The sequence below is a fragment of the Corynebacterium lowii genome, from assembly GCF_001412085.1.
Lineage (GTDB): Bacteria > Actinomycetota > Actinomycetes > Mycobacteriales > Mycobacteriaceae > Corynebacterium > Corynebacterium lowii.
In genome coordinates, this window is sequence record NZ_LKEV01000002.1 from 226,103 (window position 1) to 248,161 (window position 22,059).

21 protein-coding genes are annotated in these 22,059 nt (G+C 62.8%); 7 read left to right on the forward strand and 14 right to left on the reverse strand.

What is annotated here, in order from left to right; genetic code table 11:
• Nucleotides 1-2: 2 nt before the first annotated feature.
• From Clow_RS04410 to Clow_RS04440, 7 genes are read right to left on the reverse strand one after another with little or no spacing between them, the layout of a single operon-like run.
• Nucleotides 3-1,259, reverse strand: a complete 1,257-nt coding sequence (locus Clow_RS04410; RefSeq protein WP_055176895.1) for an MFS transporter — start codon at nt 1,257-1,259, stop codon at nt 3-5.
• Nucleotides 1,260-1,316: 57 nt separating this feature from the next.
• Nucleotides 1,317-1,508, reverse strand: coding sequence for a hypothetical protein (locus tag Clow_RS04415; protein ID WP_055177557.1), 192 nt, complete (start codon nt 1,506-1,508; stop codon nt 1,317-1,319).
• A gap of 30 nt (nt 1,509-1,538) precedes the next feature.
• Complete coding sequence (hisB, locus tag Clow_RS04420) at nt 1,539-2,141, reverse strand: imidazoleglycerol-phosphate dehydratase HisB (RefSeq protein ID WP_055176900.1); 603 nt, start codon at nt 2,139-2,141, stop codon at nt 1,539-1,541.
• A gap of 24 nt (nt 2,142-2,165) precedes the next feature.
• Nucleotides 2,166-3,293, reverse strand: a complete 1,128-nt coding sequence (locus Clow_RS04425; RefSeq protein WP_055176903.1) for a histidinol-phosphate transaminase — start codon at nt 3,291-3,293, stop codon at nt 2,166-2,168.
• 4 nt (nt 3,294-3,297) lie between these two features.
• Nucleotides 3,298-4,614 (reverse strand): histidinol dehydrogenase, encoded by a 1,317-nt coding sequence (gene hisD, locus Clow_RS04430; protein WP_055176906.1) that lies wholly within the window; start codon nt 4,612-4,614, stop codon nt 3,298-3,300.
• A 19-nt stretch (nt 4,615-4,633) separates the two neighbouring features.
• A complete protein-coding gene (locus Clow_RS04435; protein WP_055176908.1) occupies nt 4,634-5,194 on the reverse strand; it encodes a hypothetical protein in 561 nt (186 codons plus the stop codon).
• Complete coding sequence (locus tag Clow_RS04440) at nt 5,195-5,950, reverse strand: Rv0361 family membrane protein (RefSeq protein WP_055176910.1); 756 nt, start codon at nt 5,948-5,950, stop codon at nt 5,195-5,197. It lies immediately after the preceding gene.
• A 207-nt stretch (nt 5,951-6,157) separates the two neighbouring features.
• On the opposite strand from Clow_RS04440, the gene Clow_RS12185 reads away from it, so the two are divergent.
• From Clow_RS12185 to Clow_RS04460, 4 genes are all read left to right on the forward strand, one after another.
• Nucleotides 6,158-7,339, forward strand: coding sequence for an NAD(P)H-binding protein (locus Clow_RS12185; RefSeq protein ID WP_082418520.1), 1,182 nt, complete (start codon nt 6,158-6,160; stop codon nt 7,337-7,339).
• A 60-nt stretch (nt 7,340-7,399) separates the two neighbouring features.
• On the forward strand, nt 7,400-8,761 hold the full coding sequence (locus Clow_RS04450; protein WP_055176913.1) for a 3'-5' exonuclease: 1,362 nt from the start codon (nt 7,400-7,402) through the stop codon (nt 8,759-8,761).
• A 91-nt stretch (nt 8,762-8,852) separates the two neighbouring features.
• Entirely contained in the window at nt 8,853-9,413 is a 561-nt protein-coding gene (locus Clow_RS04455; protein ID WP_055176915.1) for a hypothetical protein, read from the forward strand.
• A gap of 38 nt (nt 9,414-9,451) precedes the next feature.
• A complete protein-coding gene (locus Clow_RS04460) occupies nt 9,452-10,447 on the forward strand; it encodes a GTP pyrophosphokinase (RefSeq protein ID WP_055176918.1) in 996 nt (331 codons plus the stop codon).
• A 213-nt stretch (nt 10,448-10,660) separates the two neighbouring features.
• Here Clow_RS04460 and Clow_RS04465 read toward each other — a convergent pair whose 3' ends face one another.
• Genes Clow_RS04465 through ilvA form a run of 4 tightly spaced genes read right to left on the reverse strand, consistent with a single transcriptional unit; the run spans nt 10,661 to nt 13,205 of the window.
• On the reverse strand, nt 10,661-11,053 hold the full coding sequence (locus Clow_RS04465) for an RNA-binding S4 domain-containing protein (protein WP_055176920.1): 393 nt from the start codon (nt 11,051-11,053) through the stop codon (nt 10,661-10,663).
• On the reverse strand, nt 11,053-11,289 hold the full coding sequence (locus Clow_RS04470; RefSeq protein WP_055176924.1) for a hypothetical protein: 237 nt from the start codon (nt 11,287-11,289) through the stop codon (nt 11,053-11,055). The genes Clow_RS04465 and Clow_RS04470 overlap by 1 nt, the downstream gene beginning before the upstream one ends.
• A gap of 11 nt (nt 11,290-11,300) precedes the next feature.
• Nucleotides 11,301-11,927 (reverse strand): YigZ family protein, encoded by a 627-nt coding sequence (locus Clow_RS04475; RefSeq protein ID WP_055176927.1) that lies wholly within the window; start codon nt 11,925-11,927, stop codon nt 11,301-11,303.
• A complete protein-coding gene (gene ilvA, locus Clow_RS04480) occupies nt 11,928-13,205 on the reverse strand; it encodes a threonine ammonia-lyase IlvA (RefSeq protein ID WP_055176930.1) in 1,278 nt (425 codons plus the stop codon).
• A gap of 110 nt (nt 13,206-13,315) precedes the next feature.
• On the opposite strand from ilvA, the gene Clow_RS04485 reads away from it, so the two are divergent.
• Together Clow_RS04485 and Clow_RS04490 are read left to right on the forward strand one after the other, a co-directional pair.
• A complete protein-coding gene (locus Clow_RS04485) occupies nt 13,316-14,395 on the forward strand; it encodes an alpha/beta hydrolase (protein ID WP_245625699.1) in 1,080 nt (359 codons plus the stop codon).
• An 88-nt stretch (nt 14,396-14,483) separates the two neighbouring features.
• Entirely contained in the window at nt 14,484-15,065 is a 582-nt protein-coding gene (locus Clow_RS04490; protein WP_156334635.1) for a hypothetical protein, read from the forward strand.
• A 210-nt stretch (nt 15,066-15,275) separates the two neighbouring features.
• On the opposite strand, the gene Clow_RS11365 is transcribed toward Clow_RS04490, so the two are convergent.
• Nucleotides 15,276-16,280, reverse strand: coding sequence for an MFS transporter (locus Clow_RS11365; RefSeq protein WP_082418521.1), 1,005 nt, complete (start codon nt 16,278-16,280; stop codon nt 15,276-15,278).
• Nucleotides 16,281-16,473: 193 nt separating this feature from the next.
• On the opposite strand from Clow_RS11365, the gene Clow_RS04495 reads away from it, so the two are divergent.
• Nucleotides 16,474-17,007, forward strand: a complete 534-nt coding sequence (locus Clow_RS04495) for a MarR family winged helix-turn-helix transcriptional regulator (RefSeq protein ID WP_055176936.1) — start codon at nt 16,474-16,476, stop codon at nt 17,005-17,007.
• Nucleotides 17,008-17,028: 21 nt separating this feature from the next.
• Here the strand turns inward: Clow_RS04495 and Clow_RS04500 are convergent, their stop codons facing one another.
• Nucleotides 17,029-18,387, reverse strand: coding sequence for an MFS transporter (locus tag Clow_RS04500; RefSeq protein ID WP_055177567.1), 1,359 nt, complete (start codon nt 18,385-18,387; stop codon nt 17,029-17,031).
• A 60-nt stretch (nt 18,388-18,447) separates the two neighbouring features.
• A complete protein-coding gene (gene dnaE, locus Clow_RS04505; protein WP_055176938.1) occupies nt 18,448-22,008 on the reverse strand; it encodes a DNA polymerase III subunit alpha in 3,561 nt (1,186 codons plus the stop codon).
• Between the last annotated feature and the right edge of the window lie 51 nt (nt 22,009-22,059).

Sequence of the window (22,059 nt, forward strand, 5' to 3'; positions counted from 1 at the left end):
GCTTATCGCCGCCGCCGCAACAGCTGCACCGCGCGCCGCGCCGCCGGTATTTGGCGCAGCAGCGCACGAGTATTGTGGTGCTCGGTAATACGGTGACGGCCAGCAAGGCTATCGGCCAAGGTCATCGCTATACCCGCCCCAATGAGCACCGCCGCCGTGGCAAAGGCCCCGGAGTATGCCGCCCGCGCCGCCACCGCCCCCAAAATAAAAGAGCCCAGGCCGGTGCCGGAATCATAGGCGATATTCCAGATCGCGGAGGCCTCCGAGACCTTGGAGCGCGGCAGGCGAACAAACATGGAAAGCAAAGCCTCGTTTTGCACCACGCCGAAGCCACCGCCAAAGGCCACCGCGGCCACAACCAGCCACCAGGCGGAGGCCTCTGTGAACAGCACCGCAGCGGTAATCACCATGCCCACACCCGCCAGGATTTGGCCGGGGATCATCATGGCTCCCGGCGCGCCCCGGCGATCTGCCACCACCCCCGCGCCAAAGCGGAAAATCATGGAGGCACCGCTGACGATCGCCAGCATAATTCCGGCCAGGAGTGCGCCGAGATTCGCGTCCAGGGCCGTCACTGCCGCCGGGAGGAAGGAGGAAACGGCGCCAAAGCCCATAGAGATACTGGTGACGGCCAGGGCCGGAACCGTGACCAACTTCCAGGTGGAGGCGCTGGGCACCGCGTTTTCTCCCTTGTCACCCCGAGCCGCCTTGATGCGGGGAATCTTCAAACACATGGCCCCGGCCAGTACCCCCACCACGGCGGCAAGCGCATAGACCCCCGGATAGCCCAGGGGAGTTTGGGCCAAGGCCAGGCCCAGGGGCAGGCAGAGCATTTGAGCCAAGCCCACAAAAACGCCGAGCATTCCCGAGGCCTGCCCCAAAAAGCGCACGGGCACGAGTTCTGCCACCAGGGCCGATTCCGCCACGGTGAGCGCTCCAAAGCCCACCCCGCGAATGGCGGAGAAGAGGAGGGCCGGGCCGGTGCTCATTCCCAGGAGGTAGCCCAGGGAGGGCAGCCCTAAAATCAGCGCGGCGGCCATCATTACTGGGTTATAGCCAAAGCGGCGCAGCAGCGCCGGAGTGGCTATCTGCGTGAGCACCGTGGCCGCCATGAACACCCCCGTGGTGGCTCCGGCGAGGAAATCACCGCCGCCGCCATCGAGCACCGCGGAAGGCACCACGGGCAGCAGCAGGGACCATGAGCCAAAGGCGCACGCTACAGCGATGAGGGTGGGAATATAGCCGGGGGTTTGCCACACGCTTGTACGATGCCGTTCTGTGGTTCGATTCGCGTGTTCAAACCCCTGGGATGCCACTTAGCTCATTCCTCCAATCAACCACAACACCGCGCCCGCCAAGGCGATAGCGGCCACAACACCGCACACGATGGCGAGCTTCTTTGCCCCATTTTGATAGGCGGACCACGTTCCGCCCACCAGCAGGCCCGCCACGGCAAACAGCAAATAGATAAACCAGCTATTCGCAGAACCGGCCTCCTGGGCTGCCATCACGGACACTGTAACAAGATCCCGTGGCACTTAGAGTGCTCCCTTCGTGGAGGGAATACTATCCACCCGGGGATCGGGCTCCCAGGCCTGGCGCAGGGCGCGGGCCACGGCCTTGTACTCCGCCTCCGTGATGTGGTGGGGATCGCGCCCATAGTGGCACACGATGTGCAGGGTGGTCTGGGAGTGCGTGGCGAGAGTTTCAAAGAAGTGCCGGTTAATCACCGTGGCATAGTGCCCGCCGATGATCTGGTGCACCATGTGTTCCGGTTCCCCGCGCATCTCAAAGTAGGGGCGGCCGGAAATATCCACTACGGCCTCTACCAGGGCCTCATCCATCGGAAGTTGCTGGGAGCCAAAGCGGCGGATTCCCGCCTTGGTTCCCAGGGCTTGTGCGATGGCGCGGCCTAACACAATCGCGGTGTCCTCTACCGTGTGGTGGGCATCGACCTCGATGTCGCCGCGCGCCTGCACCTTTAAGTCCACGCAGCCGTGCGTGGCAAAGGCGGTGAGCATGTGATCGAAGAAGGGCAGGCCGGTGCTGATTTCCGAGGTGCCGGTGCCATCGAGATTAATCTCCACCGTGATCTGTGATTCGCTCGTGGCGCGCTCGGAGCGCCCAATGCGTTGCGGCATGGTGTGGTTCCTTTCGCCTTGTACTTAATCCTTGAAAATCTCTGCCGCTGCGGTGAGGAAGGCGTCGTTTTCCTCCGGCTTGCCGATGGTCACGCGCAGGTGCCCCGGTACCTTGACGTCTCGGATCAGCACTCCCCTATCCAGGAATTGCTGCCAGATGGCGGGGGCATCCTCCATGCCGCCAAAGAAAAGGAAGTTAGATTCGCTGGGCACCACCGCCACACCGAGTTCTTCCAGGCCCGCGGCCACGCGCTCGCGCTCCTCCACGATGCGGCGCACCGTGGCGAGGGTTTCTTCCGCGTGGTTGAGGGCGGCCAACGCCGCCGCCTGGCTCAGGGTGGAAAGGTGATAGGGCAGGCGCACGAGCATGATCGCCTCAATCACCGCCGGGGCGGCCACCAGGTAGCCCAGGCGCCCCCCGGCGAAGTCAAAGGCCTTGGACATGGTGCGCGATACCACCATTTTGGTGGGGTATTCCTCAATGAGCGACACCGCCGAGGGGGAGGCGGAAAACTCCATATAGGCCTCATCCACGATCACCAGGCCGGGGGCGGCCTCGATGATGCGGCGCAGGTCCGGCAGCGGGAGCACCGAACCCGTGGGGTTATTGGGGGTGGTCACAAAGACGATCTCTGGGCGCTGTTCCCGCAACGCCTCTAGGGCCGCCTCCACGTCGATCTGGAAGGCGGCGTCGCGCGGCTGGCTGATCCAGGTGGTTTGGGTGCCCTCGCTGAGAATCGGGTGCATGGAATAGCTGGGGCTAAAGCTCAGTGCTGTGCGCCCCGGCCCGCCGAAGGCCTGAAGCAACTGCTGCAAGACCTCGTTGGAACCATTGGCGGCCCAGAGATTATCCACGCTCACCGCCACCCCGGTTTGCCTACTCACGTACTGCGCAAGCGCAGTGCGCAGCTCGACGGCGTCGCGGTCCGGGTAGCGGTTCAGCCCCGCAGCGAGGTCGCGCACCCGCTCAGTGAGCTCTGCGATCAAACCCGGCGAGGGCTCATAGGGGTTCTCATTGGTATTAAGCCGCACCGGCACGTCTAGCTGCGGGGCACCATAAGGCTGCTGGCCGCGCAATTCCTCGCGCAGGGGTAAATCTTCCAGGCGCACCTGCGGTGCCACCGTGCCGGAGGCGTAATCGGGGGTGGTCATGGTCTTAATTCTCCTCGGTATCAAAGCGGGCGCGGATGGCCTCACCGTGGGCGGGCAGGCGCTCCTCCTCGGCCAGGGCGATAATCGCCGGGGCAATCTGGCGCAAGGCGTCCCGGTCGTAGGAAATGGTATTGACCGGGCGTAGGAAGGTGTGGGTGGAAAGGCCCGGGTTAAAGCGCGCGGTGCCCGAGGTGGGCAAAACGTGATTGGAGCCCGCCGCGTAATCTCCCAGGGGCACCGGGGAGTACGGCCCCACAAAGATCGCCCCGGCGTGCCGGATGCGCTCGGCATCGCTTTCCGCCTGACGGGTGTGAATCTCTAGGTGCTCGGCGGCATAGGCATCGGCGGTAGCCAAGGCCACATCTAGGGAATCCACCAGCACAATGCCGGACTGCTCCCCGCGCAGGGCCTCGGCCACGCGCTCGGCATTGGCTGTGACGGTATAGCGGGCCTCTACCTCTTTTTCCACGGCATCGGCCAGCTCCACGGAATCCGTGATGAGCACGCTGGCGGCCATCGGATCATGCTCCGCCTGGCTGATGAGGTCATAGGCCAGGTACACCGGATCGGCGCTCTCATCGGCCACAATGGCGATCTCGGTGGGGCCGGCCTCGGCATCCGTGCCCACCACGCCGCGCACCAGGCGCTTGGCGGCGGTCACAAAGATATTGCCGGGGCCGGTAATCATATCCACCGGGCGCAAGCCCGCCTCATCATCGCCATAGGCCATGAGCGCCACCGCCTGAGCACCACCCACGGCCCACACCTCCTCCACTCCCAACAGCGCGCAGGCCGCCAAAATCGTGGGGTGCGGCCATCCTCCGTGATCCGCCTGCGGCGGGGAGACCACCACCATCGACTCCACCCCGGCCTCCTGGGCGGGAATCACATTCATCATCACGCTGGAGGGATACACCGCCTTGCCGCCGGGCACATAGAGCCCCACGCGCTCGATAGGCAGGAACTTCTCGGTTACCCGCGCGCCGGGGGCCAGCTCGGTGGTGTGGGTGGTGGGCACCTGATCGGCGTGCACGCGGCGCACGCGTTCGATGGCCTGTTTCAGCGCCTCGTGCACGTCCTTGCTGGTGGCGGCCACGGCGGCGTCGATAATAGCTTGAGGCACCCGGACGGCCTCGGGGCGCACCCCATCAAAGCGCTCCCCGTAGTCCAGGGCGGCCTGTGCCCCGCGCTCCCGTACCGCCGTGAGAATGGGGCTGACGGATTCCGATACCGCGGCCACGTCCGTGCGGCCTCGGGGCAGGCGACGCCGCAATTGCGCGGTTGTGGGCTTGCTACCGGTCAAATCAATACGTTGCATCATGGAAGCACGCTGCCTTCCGTCAGGGGCGAATTTCTGCTCCCTGATTGTAATATCTGGCCGGGTCCGCTGTATCTAAAACCTCATCGGAACGGGAAACCACGGCGCAGCTCCAATACGCCAGGGTGGACATCAAAGCCGGGAAGAGCACGGCAATGGGAGCACCCAGGCTCACGGCGCCCACCATCTCTATGGTGTCGCCCGGATGCAGGGATTCAAGAGAGGGGACGGGGAGCCTCAAACGCGCCAGCCACAGGCCAGCGTCATAGGCCAAGACCGTGCCCACCACCGAGGTCACGGCCAGCCACAGTTGCATGGCCAATCCCCTGCTGCGGGCCGAACGCAAAAAGACCGCCACGGCCATTGCCGCAGAAAGCGCCCCGGAACCGAATACCAGCAGCGCCCAGGATCGAAACTCCTGACCAGATCCCGCATCCACCTCCATCGCGCCGCCGGAAACCACGGTGCCCCGGTAGGTGGGATAGCTCAGCCCCCAGATCAGTCCCAGCGCGAAGAAGGCCACCACGCTCAATGCCACAACCCCGCTGGCGGCCCCCACAAAATTGCGCGCTCGGGATCGCATTTAGTTGCAGAAGGTCCAGGAACCGTTTTCGCGGCTAAAACGCTGAGTGGCCTCAGAGGGGCCATTATTGGTATTAGCCACCACCGTGGCGGAGGCCTGATCCCCGTCCACCACGATGTCACGCACCTCCGCTACCGAGGAATCGTACTGCTCCCCACCCGGCATCTGGTTGAGGTCCACGTCCGGGATCGCGGAGAAATCAAAGGCCTCCGGGCCGCCATTTTCCTGAATCACCCTGGAACAGGTGTGCTCCGGGAGGTATTCCATCTTGCGGCGCATGGTGGTCTCGTTATTAAAACCGGTCACCAGGGTGCGAATGGCCTCGGAGTCCTGAGCATTGGCGGGCTGACCACTGGGAATGGGGTCTACGGTGGCGATCGGCAGACCACTATTATCCCCCTGAGCCGGCAGCGGCTGCCCCTGCTGGCCCTGGTTTTGCTGATCCTGGTTCTGGCCCCCCTGAGCGCCTTGTTGACCTTGGGCCTGCACGGCTGCGGGCGGGGCGGATTGCTGCGCGGAGGCGGCCGCGGCCTGCGGAGGTGCCGCGGGCGAGGCAGAGGCGGTATTGGCGGGAGCCGGTGCCGCCGACGTACTAGGGGCTGCCGAGGCTGAGGCCGCCTGGGACGAAGCCGAGGTGGTGGCAGCCGCCGTGGAGGTATCTTCCGAGTCTCCGGAATCACTGCTGCAACCGCTGAGCACGAGCGGGGTAACCACGGCGGCGGCGATCAAGGCCTTAGCGGAAGCGGAAAAGTTCATCACGGAGCGTTCTCCTTTTGTGATTGCGTCGGTGCGTACTGCCTGACTGGTGTTCACTCTATCAAGCACTATCCTCCACCTCGGCGCGCAACGTTACATAGGGCTGGTAGGCGGCGTCGTAAAGCAATCTGGCGCAACCCCTCTGAGAGCCACGATGACCGCAAGGGATGGCCTCCCCACGAGGGCGATGGTGGATAAGGTGGTGGGGTGCGCCTTCACCGCGATGCCATTATCGCCGCCAGCCTCACCATTGTGAACTCCTACGGGCTGGCGGATCTTTCCATGCGGCGTTTGGCCCGGCACCTGGAGGTCACCCCTGGGGCGCTGTATTGGCATGTGGAAAGCAAGCAGCACCTCATTGAGATACTGGCCCGCCATATTCTTGCTCCCGTTTTAGAGGCCGCCCCCACCGGGGCCGTCGATTATGCCCATCTGCTGCGCTCCTGCCTGCTGCGGCACCGCGATGGGGCGGAGATCGTCACGGCTGGATTATCCATGCCTGCCCTGCACCGCGAGATGCTTGGGGCCTGCCGCTCGGCGGCGGGTTTGGGGGAAATTGCCGCCACGACCTTCCTGGCCTTTGTGCTGGGTTCGGCCACGATGGAGCAGGCTCGCCAGCAGCTCCGCGACATCGCCGGGGAACCCACCGCCTGTGCGGCGGGGCGCGGTGACTCTTTTTCTCAGGGAATAGGCGCTGTGCTCGCGGGGTTAGAGCACATGAATCTGACCGCAACCGCCTCAGCGCAGGAAATAAAGGAGCACACTATGTCCAAGATCGTCATTATGGGAGCCACCGGAATGGTCGGCGCGGCTGTGGCCGCCGAGGCCGTATCCCGCGGGCACGAGGTAGTGGGCCTCTCGCGGCACACCCCCACCGAGCCCATCGAGGGCGTGGAGTACCGCACCGGGGATATTGCCGATACTGCCGCGCTCGTGGAGTCCGCCCGCAGTGCCGACGTCCTGGTGCTCACCGTTCCCATCAACCGCGCCACGGGGCAATCCGAGGCCATCGTTGAGGCTCACCGCAACCTGCTGGCGGCGGCTCCCAAAACCCGCCTGCTCGTGGTGGGCGGTGCCGGTGGCCTGAGCACCCCGGAGGGCACCCTGCTGGTGGAAAGCCCCGGTTTCCCCGAGGAATATAAGACCGAGGCCCAGGCCTTTGTGAAGATCCTAGGGCTGTACCGCCAGGCCCCCGAGCAGGTGAACTGGACCATGTTGGCCCCCTCCCCCGAGATCGCCCCCGGCCCGGCGGCCGCCTCCTATCGGCTTTCCGACGACACCCCTGCCGGTTCCTTCGTGAGCACCGGCACCTTTGCCGTGGCGCTGCTCGATGAGGTGGAAAAGCCCGCCCACGAGCGCGCTCGATTCAGCGTCGCGGATGCCGAGTAGGCTATCGCGCAGGGGCCGCCGCGGCCCTCGTTGATTTTTGCCGAAAGAAAGGGCTTCCACGTGATTCCGGCTCATGGCGCACAGGTAAGTATCTCTGCCGATGAGGTGCTGATTACTTATTCAGAACTCGCCGCCGCCCTCGCCGGAAAGCCCCAGTACACCGTGCCCCTTGCTCAGGTGGCTGGCGTGGAAAGCCACCTGCCCACCGCCTATCAAGGTGGCTGGGTAGACCTCCTTCCCTCCGACTCGGAGGCGGAACACGCCCCGGTGCGGCTGCGCTTTGCTCCCAACCAAGAGGCACAGGCCCGGCAATGCGCTCAGGCTATCGACGCCGCCCTGCGCGGGGAGGACCCCGCGCTTCCGGGTGCGCAGGTATCCGGCCTAGACTTCGTGGCCTTAGACGTGGAGACCGCCAATGCCGATTGGGGCTCGGTGTGCCAGATCGGCGTGGTGCGTTTTATCGACGGCATCGCCCAGGACACCGCCTCGTGGCTGTGCCAACCTCCGGTGCCCGGCTTTGATCCCGCCAACGTGCGTATCCACGGAATTGCAGAAAGCGACGTCGCCCAGTCCCCCACCTTCGCCGAAGTGCTACCCGAGGTCACCGCCTTCATCGGCGATCTGCCCTTCGTGGCGCATAACGCGCAATTCGACGCCACCGCCCTCCACCGTGCCTGCGCCGCCGCCGGTATCAGCGCCCCTGCCCTCTCCTTTGGGTGTTCCCTCGCGCTCTCCCGAGTCCAGCGCCTCGACGTGCGCAATCACCGCCTGCCCACCGTGGCCGCCGCCCTGGACGTGGAACTCGATCATCACCACGACGCCCTGGCCGATGCCCACGCCTGCGGGTCCATCGTGGCGGCCCTGGCGGCGCGGCAGGACTGGGAAGGATCGACCATCGGTTTTATTCACTCTCAGGGCTTTACCCTAGGCACCCTGGGCGCGGACAAGGTATTCCCGGTGCTCAAGGATCGCACCGGAGCGGGTATCGCCGCTCAGCAGCGCGAACTGGGTGGCTCCCAGCAGGCGATTCTCCTTGATACTGTGCCCGAGTCCGCGCCCGAGAAGAAGGCTCCGGCAAAGAAAAAGAACTCGTGGCGCGCGGTATCTACCCCCGAGGTCATTCCAGAACCCAATCCCGAGGCCTCCCCCGATGGGCTCCTCTTTGGCCATCACGTGACCCTCTCCGGTGACTTTGAGCCCTTTGATAAGGGCACGCTGTGGCAGCGCATTGCCGATCAAGGCGCGCAGATCGGCAAGAACGTAACGAAGAAAACCACGGTGCTGGTGACCGGCGCGTGGACCACCAAGACCTCCAAGCACAAGCGGGCCGAGGAACTGCAGGAGCAGGGGCAGCCCATCGAGATTTGGTCGCAGGAAGAGCTGCTGGCGGCCCTAGGCCTCAATGAGGAACCGCCCTTTTAAGCTCGAAGCGGGAACCATAGGCCCGGCGGAGCAGTCTAAGCCTTTAACTGACTCTTCTTAACCAGCTCCGCCGCCAAGGAGGCTTAACGCCATGACCGCTCCCGCTCTTTTCTCCCCCGCTTTATTGCGCCCCACGCTTCTCGCCCGCCTCCCCGAGAGCGATCCCTGCCTTGACGAGCACTATTTCCACTCGCAGGCCACGGTGATGTTATCGCGCAATTTTGCCGCTGGATTATCCCTCGGGGGCGAGGGCATCTCCCACGGTGACATTAACTCCCTCGATCTGAGCCTGCACCAGGCATGGGATCGCGCGGCCACGGAACTTCTTAGCTCCGCGCAATGTACCCACGGCACGCGCTTTCGTACCCGGGCCGCCACCGGATTACACCGCAATTTTCGCGGCCAGCCCGTGTGGCAGGTGGACTGCCCCGGCGCGCTGCCTACCTCCTGGCTGGCTCACCCGTATCCCTTTACCGTTTTGCACCACCACCTCACGGCCCTAGGCAAAGGAGAACCCCCGTGGTATTACGCCCCGCGTGCCGATATTCTCCTCGCCGCACCATACGGGCACCGCATAGACATTTCCTTCATTCCGGTGCGAATCTCCCCGCTCCCCATCGTCTACCAGCACGGTTTCCCCTCCCTGTCTTAAGCGCCCTGCTTTGAGCACGGGTAACATCGGGCGGCACCATGCCAGATAGCACCAACACCATTGCCCGCCTTGGCACCACGTATCACGAATGGGTGCGCTCCCACCCCGAGGCCGAGGAGCGTTTTGTCGATGCCATTGAGGAGCTGCTTTCTGATGCCGGTGTTACCTATGATCGCGTGGTAGCCCGGATTAAGTCCTGGCCTTCCCTCAAGGCCAAGGCCCGCAAACGCTCCGATGATGGCAGCCCGCTGTACCCGGACCCGTGGAAGAATATCCATGACCTCATCGGGGTGCGGGTAACCACCTTTCATTCCACGGAGATTCCGGTGGCCGTGAACGTGCTGGCTAAGTCCTTCCACGTGCTGCGCTCCGTGGATAAGGCCGAGCAAACGCGGGTGGCCGGGGACTTCGGCTATGGCTCTCACCACCTAGTGCTGCGGGTGGAGGAGGACGCCGACGAACTAGAGGATTTCCGCGGCATGGCCTTTGAGGTTCAGGTGCGCACCGTGCTTCAACACGCCTGGGCGGAGTTTGAGCACGATATTCGCTATAAGAGCGGCAAGGAAAAACTCGATCCCCGCGTGGATCGCGCTTTTACCCTGGCGGCGGGGCTGATTGAACTAGCCGATCAGCAATTTGACCAGATCGCCGCCCTCAAGAGCCCCCAGATGGATGCCGGGGATGAGGTGGAACTCACCGCTGAAACCCTCCCCGGTGTTCTGGCCGTGCTGCTGGAATCGCGCTTTCCGCGCTCCCGCTCCGATCATTACCGCTGGTTGCAGGAATTATTGAGCGCTCATGGGATCACCCGCATGGGGCAACTGCGGGATTTGCTGGAAGAATCCGATATTGATGCTGTGCACCGCGCCATGAGATACCGCTATCGCCCCAGCCAGGTGCGCATTATCGACGACCTACTCTTGCGGCGCTACGGGCGCGAGCACATCGCGCTCACCGGGCAGACGGGCAATAGGGCCGCGCAGCGCCCGCAGCGACTCGCCCGACGCCTCCGAGCCATGCGCGAACCCGCATAAGCACTAACATGGTGGGAGACAACCTCTGATGAAAGGTGATAAAAATGTCCACGCTTTTTACCGTTTCTGAGCGCCTCTCCGATTTCGTTCACGTGTGGGGCCTGAGCCTCACGGAGCTGCTGCGCCAGTTCGGCCTCTAAAACCCCGGCGCTACCTACAAGGCGCCTGGGTAGCTTGCCCGGGCGGTTCACCCAAATAGCCCGCCCGAGCACTTCAGGAACGTCCGCGCAGCCGATCGAGCTGGCGGCGTTCCTTCTTGGTGGGCCTGCCGCTGCCGCGCTCTCGCTGTGGTAGGTGAACAAATACCTCCCTGGGTGGGGGCGGTGGTGTGTGGTCCACGTAGCACTGGGCCGCCACCGCTGCCCCCACCCTTTTGCACACGGTGGCCACCACTTCGACGTCCTTTTCCTGGTGATGTGCCCACACGCGCACCCGGTCACCGGGCACCACTTGCTGAGAGGGCTTCACGCTCTCCCCATTAATCTTCACGTGCCCGGCGCGGCAGGCGGTAGCGGCCTCCGAGCGGGTTTTAAGCAGGCGCACGGCCCACACCCAGGCGTCGATACGCACGGGTGTTCCGGCCGGGGTGGTATCTGCCTGCGGCATTAGTACTCGTCCCGGTGGTTGACCACCTGGCGCACCTTGTTCCAGTAGTGCCCGGCCCCGGCCACGCTCACCACCAGGCCCAGCAGCAGCCATATCCACCAGGGGCTCAGCGCCACGGCGAGTACCACGCCACCGGCAACGCCACCCACGCCCCATATCGCCGCGTTGCGGCTATAGGCGCGGGCGGCCTGCTTGCGGGCCTCGATGGGGTTGCTGGGGCGCTGCTGCATACTCATGGTGGGATAGTCTACCCCTCCACCCAGGTGCTTCCGGCGGCCCTCGGTGCCACCGCCCCCGAGGTAATGGCGCTAATGGTCTGGGCTAGTTCCTCGCCCGCGCCGGGATCGGCGGCCAAAGTGAGAGTCACCTGCGCGCCGTATTCCACCTCGGTCACGGTGATTCCCCTGGCGCGCAGTTCCGCCTCGTAGCGCCCGGCCTGGGCGTGTGGCAGATCGAGGCGCCACAGTTCTTTGCGTGCCCGGGTGGTGCGCCGCACCAGGGGGAGGGCCTCGCCCACGGAGTTGGAATAGGCGTGCACCAATCCCCCGGCGCCGAGCTTGATACCTCCGAAGTAGCGCACCACCACCGCGGCGATGTCCACCATCCCGGAACCGCGCAGTTGTTCCAGCATGGGGGTTCCGGCGGTGCCGGAGGGTTCGCCGTCATCGGAGAAGCGTTCCACGGGGTTAGCGCCCTCCACGTGGTAGATATAGGCGCTGCAATGGTGGCGGGCGTCGGGAAAAGCCGCGCGCACGGAGTCCACAAAGGCCCGCGCCGAGGCTTCATCGGTGACCCTGGCAATGTGGGTGATAAAGCGCGAGCGCTTGATTTCCAGGGTGTTCGTGATGGTTTCCGCTGCGGGGCGCGTGTACATCTAGATCACGAACTCGTACTCCGGGCTACCGGGCTCTAGTTGGCGGCAGTCCAGACGCGAGTTCTCCATGCGCTCTAGCAGCGGAGCGAGGTCGGCGGCCTTGGTTAATTGCACGCCCACCAGTGCGGTTCCGGTCTCTCGGTTATTGCGCTTGAGGTATTCAAAGCGGGTAACATCATCGCCCTCTCCCAGCACCTCTTCGAGGAAGTGGCGCAATTGCCCCGGCTCCTGGGGGAAGTTCACCAGGAAGTAGTGCTTGAGGCCCCGGTGCACCAGGGAGCGTTCCATCACCTCGTTATAGCGCAGCACGTCATTATTGCCCCCAGAGATGATGCACACCACCACCTCGCCGGGTTGGAGTTTCAACTCACGCAGGGCCGCCACGGAGAGAGCACCGGCGGGCTCGGCAATGATGCCCTCATTTTGGTAGAGATCAAGCATCTCGGTGCACACGGAGCCCTCGGAGACGTCCATCGCGTGCAGCCGGCCCAGGTTGGCCTCCACGATCTCCCAGTTCAAGGCCCCCAGGCGCTTCACGGCGGCGCCGTCCACAAAGGGATCCACGCTTTCCAGGGTCACCGGGCCGTCGTTGCGGATCGCCGCCTGGAGGGAGGCCGCGCCGCGCGGCTCCACGCCCACCACGGCGGTGCGCGGGGACATATCCGCCACATAACTGAGCACGCCGGAGACCAACCCGGCCCCGCCCACGGGCACCACAATGGTATCCAGTGCCTTGCCCTCGGCGGTCAACTGCGCCAAGACCTCCGCGGCCACGGTGCCCTGCCCGATGACGGTGGGGCGGGCGTCGAAAGGCTCTACCACGGTGGCTCCGCGCTCGGCGGCGTCGGCACGCGCGGCCTGCGCGGCCTCATCGAAGCTATCTCCGGTAACCACCAGCTCCACCGCCTCCCCGCCATGCACGCGGATACGGTCGCGCTTTTGCTTGGGGGTTTGATTGGGCACAAAGATCTTGCCCTGGATACCCAGGGTTCTACAGGCATAGGCCACGCCCTGAGCATGATTGCCTGCCGACGCCGCTACGATCCCCGCCGCGCGCTCCTGCGCGCTGAGCTGGCTCACGGAGTTCATCGCCCCGCGAATCTTGTAGGAACGCACATCTTGCAGGTCCTCGCGCTTGAGGTACACCTGCGCGCCCGTGGCCTCGGAAAGGCGGGGGCAGTATTGCAGAGGCGTCTGGGCGATCGTAGACGAAATCCTCGCCTGGGCTAACTGTATGTCCGAGGCGTGGATGGGTTCGACAGATCGCGTGCTACTCATGCTCACGGATTCTAGCGCGATTCAGGCCACCTCCATACGGGTGGTCACTTTAGTATCTTTCCCTCCCTGTCATTTATATTCATTTTGTCATTTTTTTATCAAGAAAGGCTATGGTTTCTGTGAAACGCACAGCACTGAGCGCTGCCCTCGCCCTCACCCTCGTGGCACCGGGCATCGCTCACGCCGCCCCCTCCTCCAGCGACATCCCCAACCTGGAGCACAACATCACCCTGCCCGTGCCCGAAAACCTCGCTGCGGAGGGCAGCACCGGCGTGATCGCCACCGCCCCCTACAACGAACCCGCCGGGGCTATCCGCACCACCTTCGGCCAGGTTGGCCCGCACCCCGTGGCCGCCACCGACCAGACCCACGAGTGCACCGACCTCGCCTTTTCCACCTATAACCAGATTCTGCGTTTCCAGCACGGCGTGCCCGACGGCGCCCCCTGCTACGACACCTTCCCCGCGGGCGAAGAATCTCCCCTGGGCGTGAAGTTCATCTACCCCGCCGACATCGCCCAGATGGAACGCGCCCCGCTCGTGGTGCTCAGCCCCGGCATCGGTGCCGAGCCCGGCCTGGTCTCCCGCCAGGCGGAGCTGTACGCCTCCCACGGCTACGTGGTGGCCCTGGGCTACTCCTTTGTGAACTGGTTTGGCTACCAGGTAGAACTGGCTACCGCCAAGGCTATCGACGCCAACCGCGACGCCGCTAACCCGCTCTTCGGCAAGATCGACACCGCGCAGACCACCCTCGTGGGTCACTCCGCCGGTGGCGGCTCCGTGGTGCGCGTCTCCGAGACCCTGGACCAGGCGGCCCGCAAGGCTGGGGACGAGAACTTCCGCGTCACCGGCGTGGTGGCCGTCAACCCCGGCCCGGCAGACTTTGGCATGGCCTCCCCCGCCACCACCAAGCCGGTGCTCTTTGCCGTGGCGGAAAACGAATCTCTAGTACCCCATCCGCTTTCCCGTATTCTCTACGACCGCGCCACCGGCCCGAAGTGGTGGGCCGTGGTGAACGGCTCCTACCACGGCACCTTCACCGGAAAGCCGGAGGATTCCGTGCTCGGCGGCATGGTGCTCTCTTTTGCGGAGTACACCAACACCCACAGCCCGCGCAGCGCAGCCATCTATGAGGGCGAAGGCCTGGCTCAGGACTCCGAGCTGCACGGTGTGGAGCGCGCGGGGATTTAAAAGTCTCCCGAGGGGTGAGGCCTGCGCAGGGCTTTGATCCGTGCGGAGTCCGGGCAGAAACTTTCCCGGACTCTTAGGCTTGGGGCGCATGGATACGTCTTTTAAGCCTTATCCCTTTAAGGCAGTCCTCGCCGGGACTATCACCCTCGCTCCGTTGAACGGGGCCGCCGCTTTCTGTGTACTCGCCCCCGCCAGTTACCTGCGCACCACGCCCCGGCTTTCCCTGGGCAGGTGCGCGGGTATTTCTTTTCTCGCCGGGCTGGGTGGTTCCGTGTTCACCGCGGTGTTTGATCGCCCATTGGTGCACCGATACAAAACGCATAATCCCTCGGGGCCGGTGGCGGCACTCAATCACCTTGTTACCCCGGCGCTAGCCGGAGGAGTTATTGCCGCTCTGCTTGGGGGTTCCCGGTATATGCGCCTGGGTGCGCTTAGCGCCCTCGTAGGTTCTCTGCCCGAATTTTTCATCCTGAAACCCTGGAAAGAGCGCGGCAACGACGGTGCTGATAGTTCGATCCGCGAGACAATGGCCGCAGCCCGCGAGAATATCGAGGAATATAAGGAAGAACTGCGCCAGCAACACCGCGTCAAGGTCAGTGCCGAGGAGCGCGAACGGCACAAGCATTACCGGCCGGAGAATAGGTCGTGGGGGCCGTTGGCCGAGGACTAATGCTTCAATGGGATAGACACCACGAAACCACTGCTAGGCCACCTCTTTACCGGAAAAAGCAACGCGATTCAGCAAAACAGAAACCAATACCAGTAAACAAATAACAGCAGGAAGCCCAGGCAAATGCTCCGCGCCCAGTGTTGCGACTACCACTCCGCCAATAGCACCACCCAGGCCTACTCCAATATTGAATATCGTTACAAAGAAAGATTAAGCTAAATCCGCGTACTGGCCTGCCCGTAGAGCAAGTGCCGTCTGAAGAACCGTGGGTGCTCCACCGAATCCCAGCCCCCAAAGAATAAGCCCTATCAAAAATGCAATAGCCGAACCCGAGAAGAAAGCAAGAACAGCCAAACCCAGGAAAAACAATAAACCACAAGTAATCGACGCAGCATATAGATGCCGGTCAACCACCATCGTGGTAACCACAATGCCCGTTCCCGCAGCAACACCAAATACCAGAAGAGAAACGTTTAGGTTCACCGAGGCCTCAACCCCTTCAACGAAGGGGGACATATAGGTATAGAGAATATTATGAGCGCACACCCAACCCAAAAGAGAAAAGAGTACGAATACCACACCATTTCTTGATATGACCTTAGTAAGCAGCCCCAGAGAGGAATCACCATCACGATCACCCGGCCTTGGAGGCACAGTAACACATATCCACATCGCCAGACCTACGGCAATGATAGATAATGCAAAAAATACTGCCCTCCATCCAACAATACTCCCTCCCCAGGACCCCAGCGGCACACCGAAAGCCAGGGCTATCGGTTGACCAAAACCGATAAACCCTAGAGCCTTCCCCTGTTCCCCCTCAGAAACAAGGCTACGTGCATAATTTGCCACCAGACCCCAGACAACGCCTCCCGCCATGCCAGCAACAAAACGAGATATATAACCAATAAGAACTATATTCGTCATTGCCGTTACTGCATTGAATACCGCCAGGAACAAAACTGCAATAATCAGAAGTTTACGCCGAGGTACCGCTCTGGTAGCGGTCATCACCGGTATAGCGGCAACCACAGACCCAACGGCATACGCCGTAAGGAATTGTCCAATGGTACCCGTTGACGTGCCAAAATCTTGACTCATATCAAGCAACAAGCCAGCAGGTACCGTTTCTGTCATTATCGCCAGAAAGGCAGCAAAGGATAGTCCTGCCAGTTTTAAGTACGGGAATGGTTCATTATGAGACAGTACGGCCATACATTAACATCCCCTCAAACTGCAACAATAGGATTAATCTAGAATCGGTGACGATCTCCAAGGCATGTCAAGGCAACGATGCACACCCAGCCACACAGCCCCAGAAGATCAACAAGTCAAAATATCTTAACGTTAAAATATTTAGCAGAGACGGTATCACTCCCAGCGCGATACGTCTAGGGATAAGGTGAAAATGAGCGATAACCTGGAACTTCCGCACCCCTCTACCGAGCATGATCGAGTCGATGGCATCTTGGAGCAGTGGCACCAGGAGCACCCTGACATCGACTTCACAGCGATGGGGCTCGTTGGCCGACTACAGCGCGCAGCGATCCTTGCCCGATCCGCTATCACAGATGTGTTCTCGGCTCATGGTGTGGAGGGATGGGAGTTTGATGTACTCGCCACCCTGCGCCGCGCGGGGGAACTGTCCGCCGGAGAACTCACCCAAGAAAGCATGGTGACTTCCGGTGCCCTAACAAATAGAGTGAACCGATTGGTGAAGAAAGGACTCGTCACCCGCCGTACCGATCCACAAAGCAGGAGAAGCGTGCTCATCGCACTCACCCCCGAGGGGCAATCCTTAGTAGATAAGCTCCTCACGCACCATATCGAAAATCTCGATTCCCTGACCAGTCACCTTTCTGCGCAGGAAAAGAAACAGTTAACGGCCTTGCTCCGTATTTTCTTATTAGGCCTTGGTGACATTCCCGAGAAAGAAAAGTAATTTTCCCTTAACCGGGACAAACTACCCCAGCACCTTCCCCCGCTGCTCCGGCAGCAGCCACGCCGCCGCAGCCGCCAGGGCAAAGGCCGCACCAAAGAGCCCGAAGAGCGCCCCACTCCCCCAGCCCGCAACAATCGGTGGCACGATGAGTGGGGCGATAATCGAGGCAATGCGCCCAAAACCCGCCGCCGCCCCGGTGCCCGCCCCGCGCACCGCCGTGGGGTATAACTCCGGGCCAATGGCATAAAGCGCGCCCCAGGCCCCGAGGTTGAAGAAGCTCAGCAGGCAGCCCGCCACAATGATAGTGGTCTGGGTATCGGCAAAGCCATAGAGCCCCGCCGAGAACGCCGAACCGAGCAGGAACACCGTGAGCGTGGTGCGCCTGCCCCACACCTCGATGAGCCAGGCGGCCACGGCGTAGCCGGGCAATTGCGCCAGGGTGATAATGAGGGTGAATTGAAAGGACTTCACCAGTCCAAAACCATCGGCTACCAGCAGCGAGGGTATCCAGATGAACGCCCCGTAATAACTCAGGTTGATGCAGAACCACACCACCCACAGCGCGGCGGTGCGCCTGCGCAGCCCCGGCGCCCAGATGCTCGTGGCCGTGGCCCCCACCTCGTCGGCGGGGGCTGGGTGCGGGTTCGTGGGGGCGTCGATAAGTGCGGCCTCGCGCTCAAAGGAAGCCACGATCTCCTCGGCCTCGCGGTGGCGGCCCTTGGATTCCAGGAAGCGCACGGATTCCGGCAGCCCCAGGCGCACGTAAAGCGCGTACAGTGCGGGCACGCAGCCCAGGGCGAGTGCCCAGCGCCAGCCGCTTTCCGACGCCGAGACCACGAACGCCCCGATGGCCGCTGCGGCGATCCAGCCCACCGCCCAGAAGGCTTCGAGCGCTACCACCATGCGGCCGCGTATGCGGCGCGGGGCGAACTCCGAGATGAGTGTGGAGGCGACGGGAAGTTCCGCACCGAGGCCCAGGCCCACGATGAAACGCAGCACCATGAGCACCGCCAGCGAGGTAGCCAGCGCCGAGGCGCCGGTGGCGAGACCGTAGACCAGCAGCGTCAGCGCAAAGACCTGGCGGCGGCCAAAACGATCGGCCAGCAGCCCGCCGAAGGTGGCGCCGAGCGCCATGCCGATGAAGCCGATGGAGGCCAGCCAGGAGGTTTGGGTGGCGCTCAATCCCCAGTGCGCGGCGAGCGCGGCCATGATGAAGGAGACGAGCCCCACGTCCATCGCGTCAAGCGCCCAGCCCAGGCCGGAGCCGAGGAGCATTTTCTTGTGCTTTCCCGTGAGTGGGAGGCGATCAAGGCGCTCGTTGCGGCTAAGCGCGGCGTCGGGCGTAGCACCGGCGGGAACCCCGGCGGAAGTGTTTTCCATAGGCATACTGTAATCGGGTGGCCGCCGCCGGGGAATACTTTTAGCCCACTATCTGCCCGCCTAGCCCAGGATTCCCGTGCCCATCGTGGCCTTGAGGTCACCCATGAGAGAGGCCGAGCGCTCCACGCGCAGGTGCTCGCCCAGAATCATGAGGGTGGATTCCTCGCCATTGACCAGTTTGAGGTACACGTCCGATTCCCCACGGTTGGCCACCAGCACGTCCTTCAACTTCTTGATATTCACCGGGGTGCACTGGTCGGTACGCATGGTCAGGCGCAGCGGCAGGCCGCTGCCGTTGCCCGCGCCGAGTTCGGGCACTTTGAGATCGTCACAGAAGAGGCTGGTGCGCTCATCGCGGATGGATACGTGCGCCTTGGCCAGGATGATATTGTCCTCCACGATCTGAGAACTCACCAGGGCGTAGACCTTGTTAAACACCAGCAGATCGGTCTGGGCGCCGTTGTGATCTTCCAGGGTGACGATCGCCCAGGGGGAGCCGTCCTTCTTGGAAAAGCGCCTGTCCACGCCGGAGATAATGCCGCCGATGGTCACCTCCTGGCCGTGGCGCAATTCCCCGCCCAGGATGGTGGTGATCGCGGTATCGGTCTGGGCGGCCAGGGATTCCTCGTAGCCGTCCAGGGGGTGCCCGGAGACGTAGAGGCCCAGCATCTCGCGCTCTAGGGCCAGCTTGTGCTTGCGGTCCCACTCGGCATCGGGGACGTCGATGGCAAAGACGTTATCCATCGCCTCGTCCTGGCCGCCGAAGCCCGCGAAGAGGTCAAACTGCCCCTTATCGGCGGCCTTCTTGGTGGCGGTCACGGCGTCCACGGCGTCCTCGTGGATTAAGGTCAGCCCCTTGCGCGGCAGACCCAGGGAGTCGAAGGCCCCGGCCCTAATCAACGATTCCGTAATGCGCTTATTGCAGGGTAAGAGTTCGATCTTTTCCAGATAATCGCCGAAGTCCTTGTATACACCCTTGCTTTCCCTGGTGCGCACGATGGAATCCACCACGTCCTTGCCCACGTTGCGGATAGCGCCCAGGCCAAAGCGAATATCCTCGCCCACGGCCATGAAGTCATTGTGGGATTCATTTACGTCCGGGGAGAGCACCCGAATACCCAGGTGGCGGCAGTCCGCCAAATAGATAGCCGATTTATCCTTTTTATCCGCCACGGAGGAAAGCAGGGCCGCCATGTATTCCGGAGCGTAGTGGGCCTTGAGGTAGGCCGTCCAGAAGGAAACCAGGCCGTATCCCGCGGCGTGGGACTTATTAAACGCATAGGAGGCAAAAGGCTCGATGGTGCCCCACAGCGCATCCACCGCAGCCTTGGAGTAGCCGTTATCCTTCATGCCCCCGGCAAACTTCTCGTACTGCTTGGCCAGCACCTCGGGCTTCTTCTTACCCATCGCCTTGCGGAAGTTATCGGCCTCACCGGCGGTGTAGTTGGCTACCTTCTGGGAGATACGCATGATCTGCTCTTGGTACACGATCAGGCCGTAGGTCTCGTCCAGAATCTCGCGCAGCGGCTCCTCCAATTCGGGGTGAATCGGGGTGATGGGCTTGCGGCCATTCTTGCGGTCCGCGTAATCCCAGTGGGCGTTCACGCCCATCGGGCCGGGGCGGTAGAGGGCCAGGGAGGCCACGATGTCCTTAAAGCCCGTGGGCTGCATGCGCTTGAGCAGTTCCTGCATACCACCGGAGTCCAGCTGGAACACGCCCAGGGTATCGCCGCGGCTGAGCAGCTTATAGACCTCTTCGTCCTCGGTCTCCAGGGTTTCCAGGTCCACCTCTTCGCCGCGGTTGGCTTTGATGTTCTCGATGGCATCGCCAATCACCGTGAGGTTGCGCAGCCCCAGGAAGTCCATCTTCAGCAGGCCGATGGCCTCGCAGGCCGGGTAGTCCCAGCCGGTAATCAGCGCGCCGTCGGCGGCCCTCTTCCACATCGGAATGTGGTCCAGCAGTGGAACGGAGGCCATAATCACCGCGCAGGCGTGTACACCCGCCTGACGCACCACGCCCTCTAGGCCGCGCGCGGTCTCGTAAATCTGCTTGACGTCGGGGTCGCTCTCGATGAGCGAGCGCACCTCGCCCGCCTCGTTGAAGCGCGCGTGATCGGGGTCGGTAATGCCGGAAAGCGGAATGTCCTTGGCCATGATCGCCGGGGGCAGGGCCTTGGTAATGCGGTCGGCAATCTGGTAGCCGGGCTGACCAAACTGCACGCGGGCGGAATCCTTAATGGCCTGCTTGGTTTTCACCGTGCCGAAGGTAATCACCTGGGCGATCTTGTCCTCACCCCAGCGGTCCGAGGCGTAGCGGATCATCTCGCCGCGGCGGCGATCGTCAAAGTCAATATCAATATCGGGGGCCGAGGGGCGCTCCGGGTTGAGGAATCGCTCAAAGAGGAGATCGTGCTCCATCGGGTCGATATTGGTAATGGTCAGGGCGTAGGCCACCAGGGCACCGGCGGCCGAACCACGGCCCGGCCCCACGCGGATACCCACCTTGCGGGCATGCTTAATCAACTCCGCCACGATGAGGAAGTACGAGGGGTAACCCTTCATATCAATCACGCTGATCTCATACTTGGCGCGGTCGATATAGGCTTGCGGCACCTCCTGGCCGGGGAAGCGCTCTTGCAGGCCCGCCATCACCTCGTGGGTGAGCCAGGAGGTAGGGGTTTCCCCCTCGGGGACGTCGGCGATGGGCATGCGGTCGTGCGGGTGGTCCTCCCAGAGTTCGCCGTAATCGCCCACGCGCTCGGCAATCCACAGGGTGTTATCACAGCCATCGGGCACCATCTCATCCCAGAGTTCGCGCATCTGGGCGGCGGACTTGATGTAGTAACCATCACCGCCGAACTTGAAGCGGTCCGGGTCGTGCAGGGTCTTACCCGTTTGCACGCACAACATGGCCTCGTGCGGCTGGGCTTGGGATTGCAGCACGTAGTGGCAATCATTGGTCACCAGCGGAGGTAGGCCCAGTTTGCGGCCAATTTCTAGCAGCTCGGAGCGCACCCTGGTCTCAATGTCCAGGCCGTGATCCATCAGTTCCAGGAAGTAATTGTCCTTGCCGTAGATGTCCTGCCACATCGCGGCGGCCTCCAAGGCCTTATCGAATTGCCCCAAGCGCAGGCGAGTTTGCACGTCCCCCGAGGGGCAGCCGGTGGTGGCGATGATGCCATCGGCGTGCTCCGCGATGAGGTCGGCATCCATGCGCGGCCACTTGCCCAATTGGCCCTCGTAGGAGGCCATAGAGGAGAGATAAAAAAGGTTGCGCAGGCCCGTGGCATTTTCCGCCAGCATGGTCTGGTGCAGGTACGCGCCGGAGGCGGAGACGTCATCGGACTTCTGGTGCGGCTCGCCCCAGCGCACGCGGTTTTTATTAAAGCGAGATTCCGGAGCCATATAGGCCTCAATGCCAATGATCGGCTTAATTCCAGACTCCACCATCTTGCGATAAAAGGCATTGGAGCCAAACATATTGCCGTGATCGGTAATCCCCACCGCCGGCATTCCTTGCCGGTTCACCTCCTCGGCCAGCAGGTCCACCTTGGCCATTCCATCGAGCATGGAATATTCGGTGTGATTATGCAGGTGCACAAAGGAGGAGTTCTTTGCCATGCCGCTCAGTCTAACCCCTGGGGCAAATCCGGCATCGGCGCTGCACGAGGG